We start from the raw sequence: 18,397 nt of genomic DNA, 5'->3' as shown, positions 1-18,397 counted from the left end.
GGTCATCGCGCCGGGCTCGCATGCAAGGCTGACGGCAATGGCTGCCGCCTGCCAGGTATGGCCGGACGCAGCAGGCGGAAGGGTCAGCCGGGATGTGGCCGAGGCGGGAACAAGGGTGGTACGGCTGGCAGTGTGAGTTATCTCACAGGCAATGTCGCGTTAAGTTTTGAAAAGATTTGCTTAGATGACAAAACAGCTATTTTTGTAACGCTGTTTTTTTGGTAAGTAGTAGCCGCAGTGCGCATCTGTGCACGCCTGTAAAAACGGCCGCGCAAGGCGGCCGTCCGGTAGCGCATGCGGGCGCCGTCAATCGATCAGAACACTTCCCACTCGTCGTCGCGCGGCGCGCTCTGGCGCTGGGACGGCACGGCGTGCAGGGCCGGGCGGCCTGCGGCGGGGCGCGAAGCATGTCCCGGTACCGGACGCTTCAGCGCGGCGCTGGCCGCCACGGCGCGCGGCGCGGCCGGCTTTGCGTTTGCGCGCGCGGCAGGCGCCTGCGCGCCATCGAGCTTGAAGACGCTGACCACCTGGGCCAGCTGGCCCGATTGCTCCTGCAGCGATTCGGCCGCGGCGGCCGCCTCTTCCACCAGGGCCGCGTTTTGCTGCGTCACCTGGTCCATCTGGCCGATGGCCTGGTTGATCTGGTCGATGCCCGAGCTTTGCTCCTGCGTGGCCAGGCTGATCTCCGCCATGATGTCCGTCACGCGCTGCACGCTGGCGACGATTTCAGCCATCGTGCTGCCCGCCTCGGCCACCAGCTTGCTGCCCGTGTCGACGGCCACGACGGAGTCGCCGATCAGCGTCTTGATTTCCTTGGCGGCTGCTGCGGAACGCTGCGCCAAATTACGCACCTCGGTGGCCACGACGGCGAAACCGCGTCCCTGCTCGCCCGCGCGCGCCGCTTCCACGGCGGCGTTGAGCGCCAGGATATTCGTCTGGAAGGCGATGCCGTCGATGACGGAAATGATGTCGACGATCTTGCGCGACGAATCGTTGATGGCGTCCATGGTCTCGACCACCTTGCCCACCACGGCGCCGCCCTTGACCGCCACGCCCGAGGCGTTCAGCGCCAGCTGGTTCGCCTGCTGGGCGTTGTCGGCGTTCTGCCGCACAGTCGACGTCAGCTCTTCCATCGATGACGCCGTCTCTTCCAGCGAACTGGCTTGCTCTTCCGTGCGCGAGGACAGGTCCAGATTGCCGCTGGCAATTTCCGACGACGCCGTGGCGATAGTCTCCGTGCCGCTGCGCACCTGGCCGACGATGCTGACCAGGCTGGAATTCATGTCTTTCAGCGCCCGCAGCAGCTGGCCCGTTTCTTCCGTCGTGTGCACTTCGATCTGGCTCGTCAGGTCGCCCGAGGCCACCGTCTGCGCCACTTTCACGGCCGCATTGATCGGCTGGGTGATGGCGCGCGTGATGTAGGCGGCGCAGCCGATGCCCAGCGTTGAGGCCAGCAAGCCGAGGATGACCATCAGGCTTTCCGAGCGGATCACGGCCGCGCTGCCATCCTTGACGCTGGCATCGGCCACGCCGTTATTGAGCTTGATGATCTCGTTAAGCGTGCCTTCGGCCTTGCCGAACAGCGCGCGCGAATCCTGGTACTGCTTGTAGAACGCCGCAAACAACTCTTTCTGCCGCGGCTCGTCGCGGTTGTCGGCCAGCTGGCGCAAGATGGCGCGCACCTTGTCGTCGTCCGCCTTCCAGGCCGCCCACTCGCCTTGGAAGCGCTGCCACAGCACGGCTTCCTCGGGGGTTTGCGGCAGCGGCTCGTACAGCTTGCGGCCCGCCTCGATATTCGTCCATGCCTTGGTGCGCAGCTGCAGCGCTTCCGCGAACTTGTCCTGTGCCTGGTAATTGTTTTCATACATGGCGGCCGTCAGGGTGGCGGCGGCGACGGCCGTCTGGCCTTCGCTCATCATCATCAGGCCCTGGATCGACGGCAGGCGCACCACGCCGATTTCATTGACGGCGCGCCCGACGGTGGCGATGCCCGAATAGCCGCTGACGCCCACCACAAGCAATGCCACCATCATCACGGCGACGAGCGTCGCCAGCTTCCATTTGATCAGTAAATTCTTAAACATGGCTAGATCCTTTATAAAGTCACGAAGACTGCTGGCGAAGTCGGGGCTGGCATGTTCGAGTAAAACAGCTGACACTTGTATAAAGGTGGCGGGGATAGGGCGTACGCTTCGTTACAATTGGCGAGATTTCATAAGTGGAAGCATAGTGGAAAAAGAGCGCGCTGACTGCCATATACTTGATACAAGACAATATTTATTTCTTTACTGTGGTGCGTATTGCACAGCGGTCAAAAAAATTGACATGGCGCCCCGCTTTGGTGCAAAAAGTGACCGTGCTTCACTATTGGCTACGCAGTTAATAGTCGTATAAGATGAGCAACAAGCAAACAACAGGCAGACCATGGCTTATCCTATCGAACACAAACTGGTGATCGGGGTCGCTTCCAGCGCCCTGTTCGACCTGGCCGAATCGCACCAGGTCTACCTCGACAACGGCCCCGAGGAGTACCGCAAGTACCAGGAAACGCATATCGACACGGTCCTGCCGCGCGGCGTGGCCTTCCCCTTCATCCGCCGTTTCCTGAACATCAACAAGCACTATCCGCGCCAGTCGCCCGTGGAAGTGGTGCTGTTTTCGCGCAATTCGCCGGAAACGGGCTTGCGCGTCATGCACTCGATCGCCCACTACGGCCTGGACATTTCACGCGCCGCCTTCATGACGGGCAAGTCGCCCTACCCCTACCTGCCCGCCTTCAACGCTTCGCTGTTCCTCAGCGCGAATGAAGGCGACGTGCGCAGCGCCCTGGCCTGCGACTACCCGGCCGGCCTGGTGCTGCCGTCGCGCACGGAAGACGACGAGGACGACGAGGAATTGCGCGTGGCCTTCGATTTCGACGGCGTGATCGCCGACGACGAAGCGGAAACCGTCTTCAAGCGCAACAACGACGTCGATGAATTCCACGCCCATGAAACCCTGAACGTGGGCACGCCGCACCGCCCCGGACCGCTGGCCGGCCTGTTCCAGAAGCTGGCCACCATGCAGCGCCTGGAAGAAAGAGCCCAGCGGCGCGACCCCGGCTATAAAAAGATCCTGCGCATCGCCATCATCACGGCGCGCAACGCGCCTTCGCACGAACGTGTCGTGACGACCCTGAAAAGCTGGGGCGTGGCGGCCGACGAGACGTTTTTCCTCGGCGGCATGGACAAGTCGCGCGTGCTGGCCGTGTTCAAGCCGCATATCTTCTTCGACGACCAGCTGAGCCACCTCAAATCGGCGGGCGGCACCATCCCGATGGTGCATGTTCCCTTCGGCGTTGCCAATGCGCGCGCGGGCGATGGTCTATAATCCTGCCTGTCAGCGCCGTCACTGGCGGCGCGGCGCGCACCACAGCTGTCCCATTCAACTGCCTCTGCCACTAGTGTCATCGCCTGCATGTCCTTAGACTTAACGAAAGCCCTCCCCAAGCCCGGCAACCGCTATGCGTTGCCCGCCCTGTATGGTTCATCCGACGCCTATGCCCTGGCGCTGGCCGCTTTGGCCTTGAAAGCGCGGGGCCAGATGCTGGCCGTGGTGGTGGCGCAGGCCAGCGACGGCCAGCGCCTGCTCGATGAAATCCCGTGGTTTGGCGGCAAGGACCTGCGCTGCCATCTGCTGCCGGACTGGGAAACCCTGCCCTACGACGCGTTTTCGCCGCACCAGGACCTGGTCTCCGAGCGCCTGGCCACGCTGCACGAAATCCAGACGCGCCAATGCGACGTGCTGATCGTGCCGGCCACCACGGCGCTCGTGCGCCTGGCGCCGCCATCGTTCCTGGCCGCCTACACCTTCTTCTTCAAGAAGGGCGAAAAGCTCGACGAAGCGCGCCTGAAGTCGCAGCTGACCCTGGCCGGCTACAGCCATGTCTCGCAAGTGATGTCGCCGGGCGAATACTCGGTGCGCGGCGGCCTGCTCGACCTGTTCCCCATGGGGTCGGCCCTGCCCTACCGCCTGGACCTGTTCGGCGACACCATCGACACCATCCGCACGTTCGATGCCGACACCCAGCGTTCGCTGTATCCCGTGCATGAAGTGCGGCTGCTGCCGGGCCGCGAATTCCCCATGGACGAAGCGGCGCGCACCACCTTCCGCAACCGCTGGCGCGAACAGTTCGAGGGCGATCCATCGCGCTCGGTCGTCTACAAGGACATCAGCAGCGGCATCGCCTCGGCCGGCATCGAATATTATTTACCCCTGTTCTTCGAGCAGACGGCGACCCTGTTCGACTATCTGCCGCCCGACGCCTCGCTGGCCCTGGTAGGCGAGATCGACTCTGCCATTGGCCGCTTCTGGACCGATACGCAGTCGCGCTACCGCTTCCTGAAGGCGGACCGCGAACGGCCTATCCTGCCGCCCGAATCGCTGTTCCTGTCCGACGAGCAGTTCTTCGGCCTGGCCAAGCCGTATGCGCGCCTGGCGATCGCCAAGTCGAACGATGCGCTGGCATCCGAACTGTCGGCGCCCGTGCCGAACATCGCCGTCAACCGCCGCGCCGACGATCCGCTGGCCAACCTGCGCAGCTATTTGCTGCAATCGGGCCGCCGCGTGATGATCTGCGCCGAATCGAACGGCCGCCGCGAAACCTTGCAGCAGTACTTCACCGAATACGATCTGCACCTGACGCCGGTGGAAGGCAGCGATGGCTTCCTGCAATCCGACGCCAAACTGATGCTGGGCGTGGCGCCGCTGCATGCGGGCTTCGAGCTGTTTACGCCGGACGGAAATTTATCCTTCATCACGGAGACGGAGCTGTATGCCGGTTCCGGCCGCCGGGTCGGCACCAAGAAACAGGAAGGCGTGACGCAGGTCGAGTCGATGGTACGCGACCTGTCGGAGCTGAAGATCGGCGACCCCGTCGTGCACATCAACCACGGCATCGGGCGCTACATGGGCCTGACCAGCATGGACCTGGGCGAAGGCGAGACGGAGTTCCTGCATCTCGAATACGCGAAGGACACCAAGCTGTACGTGCCCGTGTCGCAGCTGCATGTGATCTCGCGCTATTCGGGCGCATCGCCGGAAGACGCGCCGCTGCACTCGCTCGGTTCGGGCCAGTGGGAAAAAGCGAAGAAGCGCGCGGCCGAACAGGTGCGCGATACGGCCGCCGAGCTGCTCAACCTGTATGCGCGCCGCGCGCTGCGCCAGGGCCACTCGTTCGAATTCTCGTCGCACGACTACCAGCGCTTCGCCGACAGCTTCGGCTTCGACGAGACGCCGGACCAGGCAGAAGCCATCCACAACGTCATCAAGGACATGACTTCCGGTAAACCGATGGACCGCCTCGTCTGCGGCGACGTCGGCTTCGGCAAGACGGAAGTGGCGCTGCGCGCGGCCTTCATCGCCGTGATGGGAGGCAAGCAGGTGGCCATCCTGGCGCCCACCACCCTGCTGGCCGAGCAGCACGCGCAGACCTTTGCCGACCGCTTCGCCGACTGGCCCGTGCGCATCGCGGAACTGTCGCGCTTCCGCAGCGGCAAGGAAATCACGCAGGCATTCAAGGGCATGGCCGACGGCACCATCGACATCGTCATCGGCACGCATAAACTGCTGTCCGACGACGTGAAATTCACGCGCCTGGGCCTCGTCATCATCGACGAGGAACACAGATTTGGCGTGCGCCAGAAGGAAGCGCTGAAAGCACTGCGCGCGGAAGTGGACGTGCTGACCCTGACGGCCACGCCGATCCCGCGCACCCTGGGCATGGCACTGGAAGGCTTGCGCGACTTTTCCATCATCGCCACGGCGCCGCAAAAGCGCCTGGCCATCAAGACGTTCGTGCGCAGCGAAGGCGAAGCCATCATCCGCGAAGCATGCCTGCGCGAACTCAAACGGGGCGGCCAGATCTACTTCCTGCACAACGAGGTGGAAACCATCCAGAACCGCCTGGCCATGCTGACGGAACTGCTGCCAGAGGCGCGCATCGCCGTGGCGCACGGCCAGATGCACGAGCGCGACCTGGAAAAAGTCATGCGCGACTTCGTCGCCCAGCGTTTCAATATTCTGCTGTGCACGACGATCATTGAAACGGGCATCGACGTGCCGACGGCGAACACCATCATCATGCACCGCGCCGACAAGTTCGGCCTGGCGCAGCTGCACCAGCTGCGCGGCCGTGTGGGCCGCTCGCATCACCAGGCCTACGCCTACCTGCTGGTGCACGACGTGCAAGGTCTTACCAAACTGGCGCAGCGCCGCCTGGACGCCATCCAGCAGATGGAAGAACTGGGCAGCGGCTTTTACCTGGCCATGCACGACCTGGAAATCCGCGGCGCCGGCGAGGTGCTGGGCGAGAGCCAGTCGGGCGAGATGACGGAAATCGGCTTCCAGCTGTATTCGGACATGCTCAACGAAGCCGTGCGCTCGCTGAAAGCGGGCAAGGAGCCGGACCTGGCCGCGCCGCTGGCCTCGACGACCGAGATCAACCTGCACGTGCCGGCCCTGCTGCCGGCCGATTTCTGCGGCGACGTGCACGAGCGCCTGTCGATCTACAAGCGCCTGGCCAACTGCGCCACGCAAGAGAAGATCGACGATATCCAGGAAGAGCTGATCGACCGCTTCGGCAAGCTGCCCGACGCCGTCAAGGCCCTGGTCGAGACGCATCGATTGCGCATCGCGGCGAAAACCGTGGGCATCGTCAAGATCGACGTGCATGGCGAGGCGGCCACCCTGCAATTCATGGCCAAGCCACCGATCGACCCGATGCGCATCATCGACCTGATCCAGAAAAACCGCCATATCAAGCTGCATGGCCAGGACAAGCTGAAAATCACGGCCGCCATGCCGGACCTGGCCGCGCGCGTGACGCAGATCAAGACCGCCATCAAGCAATTGACGGTGTAGACCATTTCGATAATTTATGCAGGGCTGTCCCATGACCAATACCAAGACCATCACCATGAATCTGATCCTGCAGGGCCTGGACGGCGATAGCGCCCGCCTCGAACGCATTGCCGCGCTGGCCGCGCCGACGTCCGTCACGCGGCTCGGTCCGAACGCCGTGCGCTGCGAACAGATCACCTATTCGCCCGCGCTGCGCCCCACGATCGAAGTGGCGGCGCAGGCGGCGCAGCTGGACGCCACTTACATGATGGGACAGCGTGAACTCAGCGAATTCAAGCTCGTGGCGATGGACATGGATTCGACCCTGATCACCATCGAATGCATCGATGAAATCGCCGACATGCAGGGCCTCAAACCGCAAGTGGCGGCCATCACGGAAGCGGCCATGCGCGGCGAACTCGATTTTGCGGCCAGCCTGAAACAGCGCGTGGCCCTGCTCGAAGGCCTCGATGCATCGGCCCTGCAGCGCGTCTACGACGAGCGTTTGAAGCTGTCGCCGGGCGCGGAAGCCATGCTGGCGGCCGTGCAAAAGGCCGGCCTGAAAACCCTGCTGGTGTCGGGCGGCTTTACCTTCTTCACCGAACGCCTGAAGCAACGCCTGGGCCTCGACTACACGCATGCGAACGCACTGGAAATCGTCAACGGCAAGCTGACGGGCAAAGTGTTAGGGGGCATCGTCGACGCCGAGGAAAAACAGCGCACGGTGGAGCGCGTGTGTGCGGAGATGGGCATTACGCCATCGCAGGCCATCGTCATGGGCGACGGCGCCAACGACTTGAAAATGATGGGCATCGCCGGCCTGTCCGTCGCCTTCCGCGCCAAGCCCGTGGTGCGCTCGCAGGCCGACGTGGCGCTGAACTTTGTCGGACTCGATGGCTTGCTCAACGTGTTGAGCTGAGTCGGCGCCAGCTTAGCGCTATCTGGCGGGCGGTGCGCGCACGGCGGCACAAGTTTGCTATATTGCAAACTTGTGATCACCCCGCCAGCCCATCGTGAAAGAACACCGCATGCCGCCACCGCTGCCAGAAGAAATACAACGCCACCTCGATATATTCATCGCCGCCGCGCAAACGGCCTTCGGCGCCGACCTGGCCGCCGCCGTGCTGTTTGGCTCGGCCGCCGATGGCCAGTTGCGCGCCACCTCCGACGTCAACCTGCTGTTGCTGCTCAAGCGCTTTACGCCGCAGGCGGCCGATGCGCTGCGCGGTCCCTTGCGCCTGGCGCACGCCGCCATCGATTTGCAGGTGATGTTCCTGCTCGAAAGCGAATTGACGCAGGCCGCCGACGCCTTCGCCGTCAAGTTCGCCGACATCATCGCGCGCCACCGGGTGCTGCATGGCGTTGACCCATTCGCCAGCCTGCACACGAGCCGCGACGCCGTGCTGCGCCGGCTGCGGCAAGTGCTGCTGAACCAGCAGCTGCGCATGCGCGAACGCTATATGCTCCTAAGCCTGACTGAAGAACAGCTGGCCGGCGCCATCGCCGACGCGGCCGGCCCCCTGCGTTCGGCGGCGGCCTCGCTGGCGCAGCTCGAGGGCAAGTCTGCACAATCTGGCAAGCAGGCGCTCGAAGCATTTGTCGACCAGCTGGGCGACCCGGCCCTGCACACGGCTTTGCACACCATGTCGGCCGCGCGCGAAACGGCGCGCCTGGCACCGGGGCAAGCCCTGCCCGCCTTTACGGGTTTGATGACGATTACCGGACGCCTGCGCGAACATGCGGAGCAGATGCGGTGAACGGCTACAATCCGTTTGACTGGAGCGGGCCATCGTTCCTGCTGGCCTACCTGATCTTCGGCGCGCTCGTGTACTACCTGGCGCGCGAGCTGCTGATCCGCATGGAATTGCGTAATCCGCACGCCCAGCTGTCGCTGGCCGATGATCCCTACCGCATTGCTTTTTTGCGTGGCGGCGCGCTCGAAGCCGTGAAAATCGCCGCCATCGTGCTGGTCGACCGCGGCTTGCTGCGCGCCGACGGCCCGCTGCTGGAAACGGCCAGCGCCGACAGCCTGCGCTTTGCCAGCCACGACATCGAACGCGACGTGCTGCGGCTGTACCTGGGCCGCCAGGGCCACAGCAAGGAACTGGCCGTGCAGGCCGACATGCTGCCATCGTGCCGCGCCTACCAGGAGACGTTGACGCGGCAGGAATTGCTGGTCGGCCCGCCGCTGCTGCGCCGGCGCGAACGCATCACCTGGGCCGCGCACTGGCTGCTGCTGACGGTGGCCGGCGTCAAGGCCGTCATCGCCATCAGCCGCCAGCACTACAATCTGCTGTTCCTGGCGGTCCTGCTGGCGATTTTTCTCCTCATGCTGCGCGGCTTGCGCACCCAGGCGACCAGCTGGAGCGCGCAGCGGCTGCTGACCGACCTGCGCATGCTGTTCGGACGCCTGAACATGCGCTCGGCGCGCTTGCAGGCGGGCAGCAGCAGCGCCGACATGGCCCTGCTGGCCGCCATCTTCGGCATCGGCGCCCTGCCCTTGTCCGTGTACGCCTATGTCGCCGAGCTGTATCCGGTGCCGCGGCAAAACGGCGGTGGCGACTCCTCGTCCAGCAGCACGGGCGACTCGGGCGACTCGTCATCGGGCGGCGGCGGTGACGGCGGCGGCAGCGGCTGTGGCGGTTGCGGTGGTGGCGGCGGCTGTGGCAGTTAGCCAGGACGCCACGCGCGACCGCGTCGGCCTGGGCTGGCGCGGCGAACTGGCCGCCGGCATCCTGTCCAATCTGGCGCGGATCGATGTGCTGGAAGTGATCGCCGACGATTATTACGGCGCCTCGCGCGCCGGCATCGCCGCCTTGCGCAGCCTGGCGCGCCAGGTGCCGGTCAGCCTGCATGGCGTGGGCATGGGGCTGGCCTCGACGATTCCCGCCGATCCGCGCCGCCTGCATGCGATGGCGCGCCTGATGAAAACGGTGCAGGCGGAATCGTGGTCCGAGCACCTGAGTTTCGTGCGCGCCGGCGGCGTCGAGATCGGCCACCTGGCGGCGCCGCCGCGCACGCAGCACAGCGCCGCCGGCGCAATCGCCAATATCGCGCTGGCCACGCGCATCGTCGGCAGCGCCCCGCTGATGGAAAACATCGCCACCCTCGTCCAGCCGCCGGCCAGCACCATGGACGAAGCGGCATGGCTGACGCGCATCATCCATGGCGCGCAAGTGCCGCTGCTGCTCGACCTGCACAACCTGTATGCGAATGCCGTGAATGCCGGCGAGTCGCCGCAGGAACTGCTGCTGCGCCTGCCGCTGGACAGGGTCGGCGCCGTGCACCTGAGCGGCGGCCACTGGATCGCTGCGCCGGGCGGCGGCCAGCGCCTGCTGGACGACCACCTGCACGACGTGCCGCCCGAAGTCTTCGATTTATTGACGTTGCTGGCGCGCCATGCACCGCAACCGTTGACGGTGATCGTCGAACGCGACGGCAATTACCCGTCGTTCGGGCATGTGCTGGGCCAGCTGGAATCGGCGCGCGCGGCCTTGCGCGCGGGGCGAGCCGCATGAGTTCTCCCGCGCTGGAAACGTACCTGGCAAGGCTGTACACGGACGACGCCTTGCGTGCCGCCTTCCTGCTCGATCCGCGCGCGCAAGCCTTGCTGCATGGCTTGTCGCCGCAGGAAGCGGAGGCGATGGCGGCGATGGACCGCATCGGCCTGCAGATGGCGGCGGCCAGCTATCGCGCCAAGCGCGCCGGGCGCGGTGGCCAGACGAAACCAGCGCAACGCTGGTGGCGCCGGCTGCTGCAAATGTGGCGCTAAGCGCCCGCTACAGCTGCCACATGCGCAGCGGCAGCAAGCCCCACCAGGCCAGCACCAGCAGCAGTTGCAAGGCCGCCAGCAAGGCCACCCAATCCCATTTCGCCAGCAAGCCCGCCTCGGCCGCCGTGCCGCGGCTGCGCCAGCAGCGGGCCAGGCCGAACGCCGTCGCCAGCGGCAGCGCGCCCGTCGTCAATGCCAGCAGCACGCTGGCGATGGTGACGTCGCCCAGTCGCAGATAAGACTGGAAATAGAAAAACGGCAGCGGCAAGAGCAGCGCCAGCATGGCCAGCAAAGGCGCGAACAGATGGTCGCCCCGTTCCAGGCTGCGCCGCGCCGCCCGCCACACGCCCACCAGCAGCACATACAGCAAGCCCGCCGCGCCCAGGGCCAGGCTGCCCCACAGCACCAGCATGCGCAGCATCGACGCGCGCTCATAGCTGCGCAAGCCATCGCTGAGCACATGCTTGCCATCCTCCTGCATCAGCACGTGCGATGGCGTGCTGCGGTCGCTGGCGCGGAACAGCAAGCCGCGCACCGGCTCCAGCTCCTTCGGCTCGCCTTGGAACGGGATCAGGAACAGCGACTCGCCATCCCATTTCACACGCGTAAAGCCGAAGATGGCGTCGACCCAGGCCATGCTGGCCATGGGGCTGGGCGACGGCACGTAGACGCCCTGCCAGTTTTCCACCGTGGGCGCGGGCGTGCCGCGTGGGGCCGGCGCGCGCAGCGGCAGTTCCAGGTCGCGCAGCAGCAGGCGGTTGAAGCGTTCATAGTCGGCCTGCTCCGCATCCGTATTGAAGGCCACGAAGAAGGCGCTGTCCTGCTCCGGGTAGATGCACAGCATGGCGCGAAAACCGACAGTCGTGCCGGGATGGCAGGCACCCACCACGTTATGGCGGTCGCGCACGGCCAGCGCCAGGCCGTGGCCCGTTGCCAGGCCCGCCTGCGCCGCATCCGTGCCGGCCGGTTCGGACAAGGCGCCCATCACGGCCAGGTCGATGAACTGCGCGCCCTGCAGCTTGCCATCGCCCATGAGGAATTGCGCCAGCTTGCCCATGTCGGCCGCCGTGGTGGTAAATTGCGCGGCCGGACGCAAATACTGGGGTACGGCCGGCTGCGCCACGCCATGCTCGACGTGGCCCATGGCCAGGCGCGGGTCCGCATGCGATCCTGTTTGCGTGCTCATTTGCGTAACATAGGCAAACGTGCTGTCCGCCATGCCCAGCGGTTGCAGTAGCTGCGCGTCGAGATAGCGTTCATACGGCTGGCCCGTGACCTTCTCGATCACCATGCCCAGCAAGCCATAGCCCATGTTCGAGTACGCATAGCGGCTGCCGGGCCGCGCGCGCACGCGCAGCAGATTGCGCCCACCGTCAAACGCCTCGGCCAGCGGCGTCTCCGGCGCCGGGTTCAGGCTGAACGCCTGCCAGAAGCGCACGTTATCGAGCCCCGACGTATGCGCGAGCAGGTGGCGGATGCGCACGGGGTCGCTGGCCTGCCACGGGTTTTTCAGCGCCAGTTCCGGCAGCACCTGCTGCACGGGCGTGTCGAGCGTGAGCTTGTCTTCGCTGACCAGGCGCAAGACGCCCAGCGCCAGCGCCACTTTGCCCACGGATCCCACCTGCATGCGCGTGCCCGTCTGCATGGGTATGTTCTTGGTGGCATCGCGCAAGCCGGACGCGCCGACTTTGACTGTTCCGTCAGGCAAGACTTCGCTCCAGACGGCGCCCGCCAGGCCCTCGTCCTTCAAGCCGGCGGCGAACTCCGCCTCCAGGGTGGGGCCGGCGGCATGAGCCACGGTGGCACAGCACAGCAGCAAGGCAGGCACGGCGCGCTGCAGCCACGACCTGGCGCGCGCGGCCAGGGTAGGATATCGATCTCGTTTCAACAATGTATTCTGCCTTTTTCCATGGACTGCGCTCCTGCGCCGCTTTGCTTGTTACAATTAAAAATTGAGCAACGACGGGAGCTTTCATGTCACAAGATATTATTTTGGATACCCAACTCCAGCAGACCAAAAACCTGGCCTGGTGGTTGTACCTGATACATGGCGCCAGCTTCGTGTTTTCGCTGGGCGCGTTTTCCTTCATTCCGCTCATCATCAATTACGTGAAGCGGGACGAGGCTGCCGGGACCTTCGTGCACAGCCATCACAGCTGGATGATCCGTTCATTCTGGTGGTATGTGGCCTGGGTCGTCGTCGGCGCCATCCTGTGGGTCACGCTGATCGGCATTCCGCTGGCCATCATCGTGTGGGGCGTGGCCTGGCTGTGGAAGGCATACCGCTTGCTGCGCGGCTTCCTCGACCTGAACAACAACAAGCCCGTGCCCATGTAACAGGTGCTTCGCGGCAAGCCAACGGCTTGCCGCCGCCTACATCGCCGCGAACGCCCGTTCGATATCGGCGATCAAGTCCTGTGGATCTTCCAGCCCCACGTTCAGGCGCACCAGCTGGCCAGGCAACTGCCAGCCCTTGCGCATGGCGGCGATGCGGTACGGCATCACCAGGCTGTTCGCGCCGCCCCAGCTGTAGCCAATCTTGAACAACTGCAATGCATCGACGAAACGGTCCGTCTGCGCCTCCGTGTAACGGGCATCGAACAGCACGGAAAACAGGCCGCCCGCGCCCGTGAAATCGCGCTGCCAGATGGCGTGGCCCGGGCAATCGGCGAAGGCCGGATGCAGCACCGTGGCGATCTCGCTGCGCCCCTTGAGCCAGGCGGCCACCGTGCGTGCGCCCGCATCGTGCGCGTCGAAGCGCAGCTTCATGGTGGGCAAGCCGCGCAGCACCAGATAGGCGTCGTCCGCCCCCACGCCCATGCCCAGAAGCATGTGCGCCTGCGCCAGGCGGTCGTGCAGCGCCCGCTCGCGCGTGATCAGCGCGCCCATCAGCACGTCCGAGCCGCCGGACTGGTATTTCGTCAGCGCCTGCATGATGATGTCCACGCCCAGGTCAAAGCCGCGCAGGGCCAGGCCGGCCGACCAGGTGTTGTCCAGGGCCACCAGCACGCCGCGCGCATGGGCCGCCGCGCAGATGGCGGGCAAATCCGGCACTTCCATCGTCACGGAACCGGGCGCTTCGGTCCAGATCAGTTTGGTGTTTGGCTGGATCAGGGCGGCGATGCCGGCGCCGATGAGCGGATCGTAATAGCGGGCCGCGATGCCGAAGTCCTGCGACAACCAGCGCCCCAGCTCACGGTTCGGATTGTATATATTTTCCGGCAATAAAACGTCGTCGCCCGTTTTCAGCAGCGCAAAGTCCGCCATGGCGATGGCCGCCAGGCCCGACGGCGCCAGCAGGCAGTATTTGCCCCCTTCGATCTCGGCCAGCCGCGCTTCCAGCGTGAAGGTGGTCGGCGTGCCGTGCAAGCCGTAAGTGTAGGCGTTCTTCTCTTTCCAGTCACCGGAGCGCATGGCCGCCACGTCCTTGAACAGCACGGTGGACGCATGGTGGATGGCGTTCGGGAACGCGGCAAAGCCTTGCGGCGCCTGGTAATCGCTGTGGATCAGCGCGGTCTGCGGAGATTTGGGTGTGGTCATGGCGTCGGCAACGGGGCTTAGGCAAATAAAAAGGCGGGCCAGCAATTGCCGGTCCGCCTTGATTGTAAGGGCTTATGCCCTTGTCTGCCGTACTGTTGTTACACCTGCTTACTCGGCAGCGCCCCACAGGTCATGTGCATCCGCTGATGTGATGGTGACATCCACGAATTGACCGACGGCCAGCTTGCGGTGCGGCTCAAACGGCGGCTTCACATACACGACGCCATCGATTTCCGGCGCGTCGGCGGACGAGCGGCCCACGCCGCCCGAGCGGGTGACTTCATCGATCAGCACGCGCACGGTCTTGCCGACCTTGGCTTGCAGGCGTTTCTTGGAAATTTCTTCCTGCAGCAGCATGACGCGACCGCGTCGCTCTTCGCGCAGCTCTTCCGGCACAGGATTGGCGATGGCGTTGGCCGTCGCGCCTTCGACAGGCGAATAGGCGAAGCAGCCGAGGCGGTCGATCTGCGCTTCCTTGAGGAAGTCGAGCAGGTATTCGAATTCCGCTTCCGTTTCGCCAGGGAAACCGGCAATGAAGGTCGAGCGGATGGTCAGGTCCGGGTTGATGGCGCGCCAGGCCTGGATGCGGTCGAGGTTTTTCTCGCCGCTGGCCGGACGCTTCATGCGTTTCAGGACGTCAGGGTGCGCATGCTGCATCGGAATATCGAGGTAAGGCAGGATGTGGCCGCCGCTCATCATCGGGATGATCTGGTCCACGTGCGGGTACGGATAGACGTAATGCAAACGCACCCAGGCGCCGTAGGACTTGGCCAGCTCGCCCAGCGCTTCCGTCAGCTGCGTCATGTGGGTTTTCACGGGACGGCCATTCCAGAAGCCGGAGCGGAATTTCACGTCCACGCCATATGCCGACGTGTCTTGCGAAATGACCAGCAATTCTTTGACGCCGGACTTGAACAGGTTTTCCGCTTCGATCATCAGTTCGCCGATCGGGCGCGAGACGAGGTCGCCGCGCATGGATGGGATGATGCAGAAGCTGCAGCGGTGGTTGCAGCCTTCGGAAATTTTCAGGTAGGCATAGTGCTTCGGCGTCAGCTTGACGCCTTGCGGCGGCACCAGGTCGAGGAACGGTGCATGCGGTTTCGGCAGGTGCAAGTGGACGGAATCCATCACTTCGGCCAGCGCGTGCGGGCCCGTAACGGACAGCACTTTCGGGTGCACCTTCATGATGATGTCGTCGCCGGCAGCATCTTTCTTGGCGCCCAGGCAGCCGGTGACGATCACTTTACCGTTTTCAGCCAGCGCTTCGCCGATGGCGTCGAGCGACTCTTGCACGGCGGCGTCGATAAAACCGCAGGTATTGACGATCACCAGATCGGCGCCAGCGTAGGATTTCGCCGTTTCGTAGCCTTCGGCGCGCAGTTGGGTCAGGATTTGTTCGGAGTCGACCAGCGCTTTCGGGCAGCCGAGCGAGACAAAGCCCACTTTCGGCGCCGCACCTGGCATGGCCAGCATGGCCTCGGGCTGGGCGGAAGGAACAGGAATACGGTGAATTTCAGACATAGTTGGCAGCTAGTAAAATGGTGAGGCGAATCGGCTATTGTACCCCGAGCCGCCCCTTGCTGGCAGAACTATGCTGCTTTGATGACACCAATACAACTCCCGGGCGATCAAATCGCCCGGTGAGCGCGTGGCATTGATTACTTTTTGTCCGTCGGCGGCACCGGCGGAACAAACGGGAATGTGCCGAACAGATTCTTGCTCTGGCTTTGCATCTGCTCCTGCATTTGCACGAACAGGCTCTTGCTCTGGTCGATGTAGTTGTTCATCATGCCTTGCATCATCGGGCCCTGGACATTCATGAACTGGGTCCACATTTCAGGGCTGAATGGCTTGCCTTCGAAGCTGCCGGCCGACGTGCCCGTGAATTTGTGCTGGATATCGGTGAACGCTTGCACGTTCTTTTCCAGGTAGGATCCCATCATGCCCTGCATGGCGTGGCCATAGTAGCGGATGATCTGCGACAACACGCTGCTCGAGAACATGGGCGCGCCGTTCGCTTCCTCTTCCAAAATGATTTGCAGCAAGATGCTGCGCGTCAGATCTTCATTGGATTTGGCATCGACGACGGTAAACACCTCATTGTCCAACACCAGCTGCTTGACGTCCGTCAAGGTGATGTAGGAACTGGTTTGCGTGTCATACAGACGGCGGTTAGGATATTTTTTAATCAGGCGGTCTATACTTTTTTTTGCACTACTCATCACAAGTTCCACTTATTGCGCCGCAGCGCATACTGAGTTAATCCGAAAAAAAAGCGAACGAGGGTCCGCTTTCGCACCTGCCTACGTTTTCCATTATAGAGTGGAAAACGGCTCCATTGCACATCAGGGTAGTAGATTCCCGCATTTATTGCAACGCAACTAAAAGTAGATTCCTGACAAGACCGGAGATTACGCCGTTCTTGTCAGGCGAGAAGCTTTTGTAAACTAGTCCGCCCTGACTTTAACATACCGCCCTGGCGCCGGCTCGATTGCCGCGTGGCGCTTGTTGCCCGGTTTGCCTGGCGCCTTCACCTGGGTGCCGCCGTGTTCGGCAAGGAAAGCTGCCCATTCGGGCCACCAGCTGCCCACGTGCTCGGTCGCGCCTTCCATCCACTGCTCGGCAGTCAACGTCTTGGCTTTCGCCGTACGTGGCTTGTCATTGCTCCAGTAACTGCGCTTTTTCTTTGAGGCAGGATTGATCACGCCGGCGATATGGCCCGAAGCGCCGAGGATAAAGCGGTTGGCTTTCGGTTTTTTCGGGTTCAGCAAGGCCGTGCTGGCGTAGGCCGCGCCCCAGGGCACGATATGGTCTTCGCGCGAACCGTAGATGAAAGCGGGCGCGTCGATGCTGCTCAAGTCAACCTTTTCCCCCGCCACCGTCAGCTTGCCCGGCACTTTCAGGCTGTTTTCCAGGTACGTATTGCGCAGATACCAGCAGAACATGGGGCCCGGCAAGCCCGTGCCGTCGCCATTCCAGTACAGCAAGTCGAACGCGGGCGGTTCCTTGCCCTTCAGGTAGTTCGATTGCACGTAGTTCCACACGAGGTCGTTCGGTCGCAGGCTCGAAAAAGTGCTGCCCAGGTCGCGGCCCGTCATCAGGCCGCCCTTGGCCAGGGTTTGCTCGCGCAGCGCCACTTGCGGCTCGTCGATAAAGACGTCGAGCGCGCCCGTATCGCAAAAGTCGAGGAAAGTGGTCAGCAGGGTCAGGCTGGCGGCCGGGTTCTCGCCACGCGCCTTGAGCACGGCCAGGGCCGTCGAGACGATGGTGCCGCCCACGCAAAAGCCGAACATATTGAGCTTGTCCTGACCGGAGATGTCCTGCGTCACCTTGATGGCTTCGATTACGCCTTGCTCGACGTAATCGTCCCACGTCAGGTGCTGCATGCTCATGTCTGGGTTGCGCCAGGACATCAGGAACACGGTATTGCCCTGCTCCACCGCGTAGCGTACGAGCGAGTTTTCCGGCTGCAAGTCAAGGATATAGAATTTATTGATGCACGGCGGTATCATCAACAGCGGCCGCTGGTGTACCGTAGCCGTCGTCGGCGTGTACTGGATCAGCTGGAACAGGGCGTTTTCAAATACCACCGTACCCGGCGTGGTGGCCACGTTGCGGCCCACTTCGAAGGCCGATTCGTCGGACTGCGAAATGCGGCCCTTCTGCATGTCGGCCAGCATATTGCTCAAGCCCTTGGTCAGGCTCTCGCCCTTGGTCTCGATCAGGGTTTGCTGGGCGTCGGGATTGGTGGCAAGAAAGTTGGCCGGCGACATGGCGTCGACGATTTGCTGCACGGCAAACGCAATCTTTTGCTTCTGGTGCGGCGTCGCTTCCACGGCATCGGCCATGGCGCCGAGAAACTCCGCGTTCAGCAGGTAGGCCGCCGCATTGAAGGCCGACAGGGGGCTGGCGTGCCAGGCGGGCGCGGCGAAGCGGCGGTCTTTCAGCTCCGGCGCCTTGCCGGCCATAAAGTCGGCCCACAAGCCCGTCAGTTTGGCCACGTAGGCGTTTTTCAGTTGCTCGATCGCTTCCGGCTTGATGCTGGCGCCCGCATCCTGCAAAATGCCGGCAATCGGATTGCCCTGGGACTGCGGTACCATGTTGAACCACGTCTTCCACTGCTCAGGATTGCTGATCTGCGCCATCCATTCCTTGGTCATCATTTGAGGATCGGGCATATTCATAGGTATATGTAAGTCCATTCAA

The 18,397-nt window shown here is 63.5% G+C and carries 14 protein-coding genes; 8 read left to right on the top strand and 6 right to left on the bottom strand.

Going from position 1 to position 18,397, the window contains the following annotated elements; translation table 11 throughout:
• Nucleotides 1-314: 314 nt before the first annotated feature.
• A complete protein-coding gene (locus ACQ4WO_RS10055; RefSeq protein WP_436481269.1) occupies nt 315-2,084 on the bottom strand; it encodes a methyl-accepting chemotaxis protein in 1,770 nt (589 codons plus the stop codon).
• A 340-nt stretch (nt 2,085-2,424) separates the two neighbouring features.
• On the opposite strand from ACQ4WO_RS10055, the gene ACQ4WO_RS10050 reads away from it, so the two are divergent.
• From ACQ4WO_RS10050 to ACQ4WO_RS10020, 7 genes are all read left to right on the top strand, one after another.
• Nucleotides 2,425-3,369, top strand: coding sequence for a 5'-nucleotidase (locus ACQ4WO_RS10050; protein WP_436481268.1), 945 nt, complete (start codon nt 2,425-2,427; stop codon nt 3,367-3,369).
• A gap of 87 nt (nt 3,370-3,456) precedes the next feature.
• Nucleotides 3,457-6,900: a transcription-repair coupling factor gene (gene mfd, locus ACQ4WO_RS10045; protein WP_436481267.1), complete on the top strand. Its 3,444-nt coding sequence runs from the start codon at nt 3,457-3,459 to the stop codon at nt 6,898-6,900.
• Between the two features lie 55 nt (nt 6,901-6,955).
• Nucleotides 6,956-7,798 (top strand): phosphoserine phosphatase SerB, encoded by an 843-nt coding sequence (gene serB / locus ACQ4WO_RS10040; RefSeq protein WP_436481685.1) that lies wholly within the window; start codon nt 6,956-6,958, stop codon nt 7,796-7,798.
• A gap of 109 nt (nt 7,799-7,907) precedes the next feature.
• Entirely contained in the window at nt 7,908-8,636 is a 729-nt protein-coding gene (locus tag ACQ4WO_RS10035) for a nucleotidyltransferase domain-containing protein (protein ID WP_436481266.1), read from the top strand.
• Nucleotides 8,633-9,553 (top strand): TIGR04222 domain-containing membrane protein, encoded by a 921-nt coding sequence (locus tag ACQ4WO_RS10030; protein ID WP_436481265.1) that lies wholly within the window; start codon nt 8,633-8,635, stop codon nt 9,551-9,553. Before ACQ4WO_RS10035 ends, ACQ4WO_RS10030 begins: the two co-directional genes overlap by 4 nt.
• A complete protein-coding gene (locus tag ACQ4WO_RS10025; protein WP_436481264.1) occupies nt 9,543-10,397 on the top strand; it encodes an MbnB/TglH/ChrH family RiPP precursor modification enzyme in 855 nt (284 codons plus the stop codon). Before ACQ4WO_RS10030 ends, ACQ4WO_RS10025 begins: the two co-directional genes overlap by 11 nt.
• Nucleotides 10,394-10,651 carry a hypothetical protein gene (locus ACQ4WO_RS10020; protein ID WP_436481263.1) on the top strand — a complete coding sequence of 86 codons (258 nt, stop codon included), beginning with the start codon at nt 10,394-10,396 and terminating at the stop codon, nt 10,649-10,651. Before ACQ4WO_RS10025 ends, ACQ4WO_RS10020 begins: the two co-directional genes overlap by 4 nt.
• 7 nt (nt 10,652-10,658) lie before the next feature.
• Here the strand turns inward: ACQ4WO_RS10020 and ACQ4WO_RS10015 are convergent, their stop codons facing one another.
• Nucleotides 10,659-12,539, bottom strand: a complete 1,881-nt coding sequence (locus ACQ4WO_RS10015) for a serine hydrolase domain-containing protein (RefSeq protein ID WP_436481262.1) — start codon at nt 12,537-12,539, stop codon at nt 10,659-10,661.
• An 86-nt stretch (nt 12,540-12,625) separates the two neighbouring features.
• Here ACQ4WO_RS10015 and ACQ4WO_RS10010 point away from each other — a divergent pair, with 86 nt between their 5' ends.
• On the top strand, nt 12,626-12,988 hold the full coding sequence (locus ACQ4WO_RS10010) for a DUF4870 family protein (protein WP_128142837.1): 363 nt from the start codon (nt 12,626-12,628) through the stop codon (nt 12,986-12,988).
• 36 nt (nt 12,989-13,024) lie between these two features.
• On the opposite strand, the gene ACQ4WO_RS10005 is transcribed toward ACQ4WO_RS10010, so the two are convergent.
• From ACQ4WO_RS10005 to phaC, 4 genes are all read right to left on the bottom strand, one after another.
• A complete protein-coding gene (locus ACQ4WO_RS10005; RefSeq protein ID WP_436481261.1) occupies nt 13,025-14,191 on the bottom strand; it encodes a cystathionine beta-lyase in 1,167 nt (388 codons plus the stop codon).
• Nucleotides 14,192-14,299: 108 nt separating this feature from the next.
• On the bottom strand, nt 14,300-15,655 hold the full coding sequence (rimO, locus tag ACQ4WO_RS10000) for a 30S ribosomal protein S12 methylthiotransferase RimO (RefSeq protein WP_128143344.1): 1,356 nt from the start codon (nt 15,653-15,655) through the stop codon (nt 14,300-14,302).
• A gap of 194 nt (nt 15,656-15,849) precedes the next feature.
• Nucleotides 15,850-16,413, bottom strand: coding sequence for a polyhydroxyalkanoate synthesis repressor PhaR (phaR, locus tag ACQ4WO_RS09995; protein ID WP_010399000.1), 564 nt, complete (start codon nt 16,411-16,413; stop codon nt 15,850-15,852).
• A gap of 225 nt (nt 16,414-16,638) precedes the next feature.
• Nucleotides 16,639-18,354 (bottom strand): class I poly(R)-hydroxyalkanoic acid synthase, encoded by a 1,716-nt coding sequence (gene phaC, locus ACQ4WO_RS09990; protein WP_436481260.1) that lies wholly within the window; start codon nt 18,352-18,354, stop codon nt 16,639-16,641.
• Nucleotides 18,355-18,397: the final 43 nt, after the last annotated feature.

The organism is Janthinobacterium aestuarii (genome assembly GCF_051380835.1).
GTDB lineage: Bacteria > Pseudomonadota > Gammaproteobacteria > Burkholderiales > Burkholderiaceae_D > Janthinobacterium > Janthinobacterium aestuarii.
This window is presented reverse-complemented; position numbering and strand designations above follow the sequence as displayed.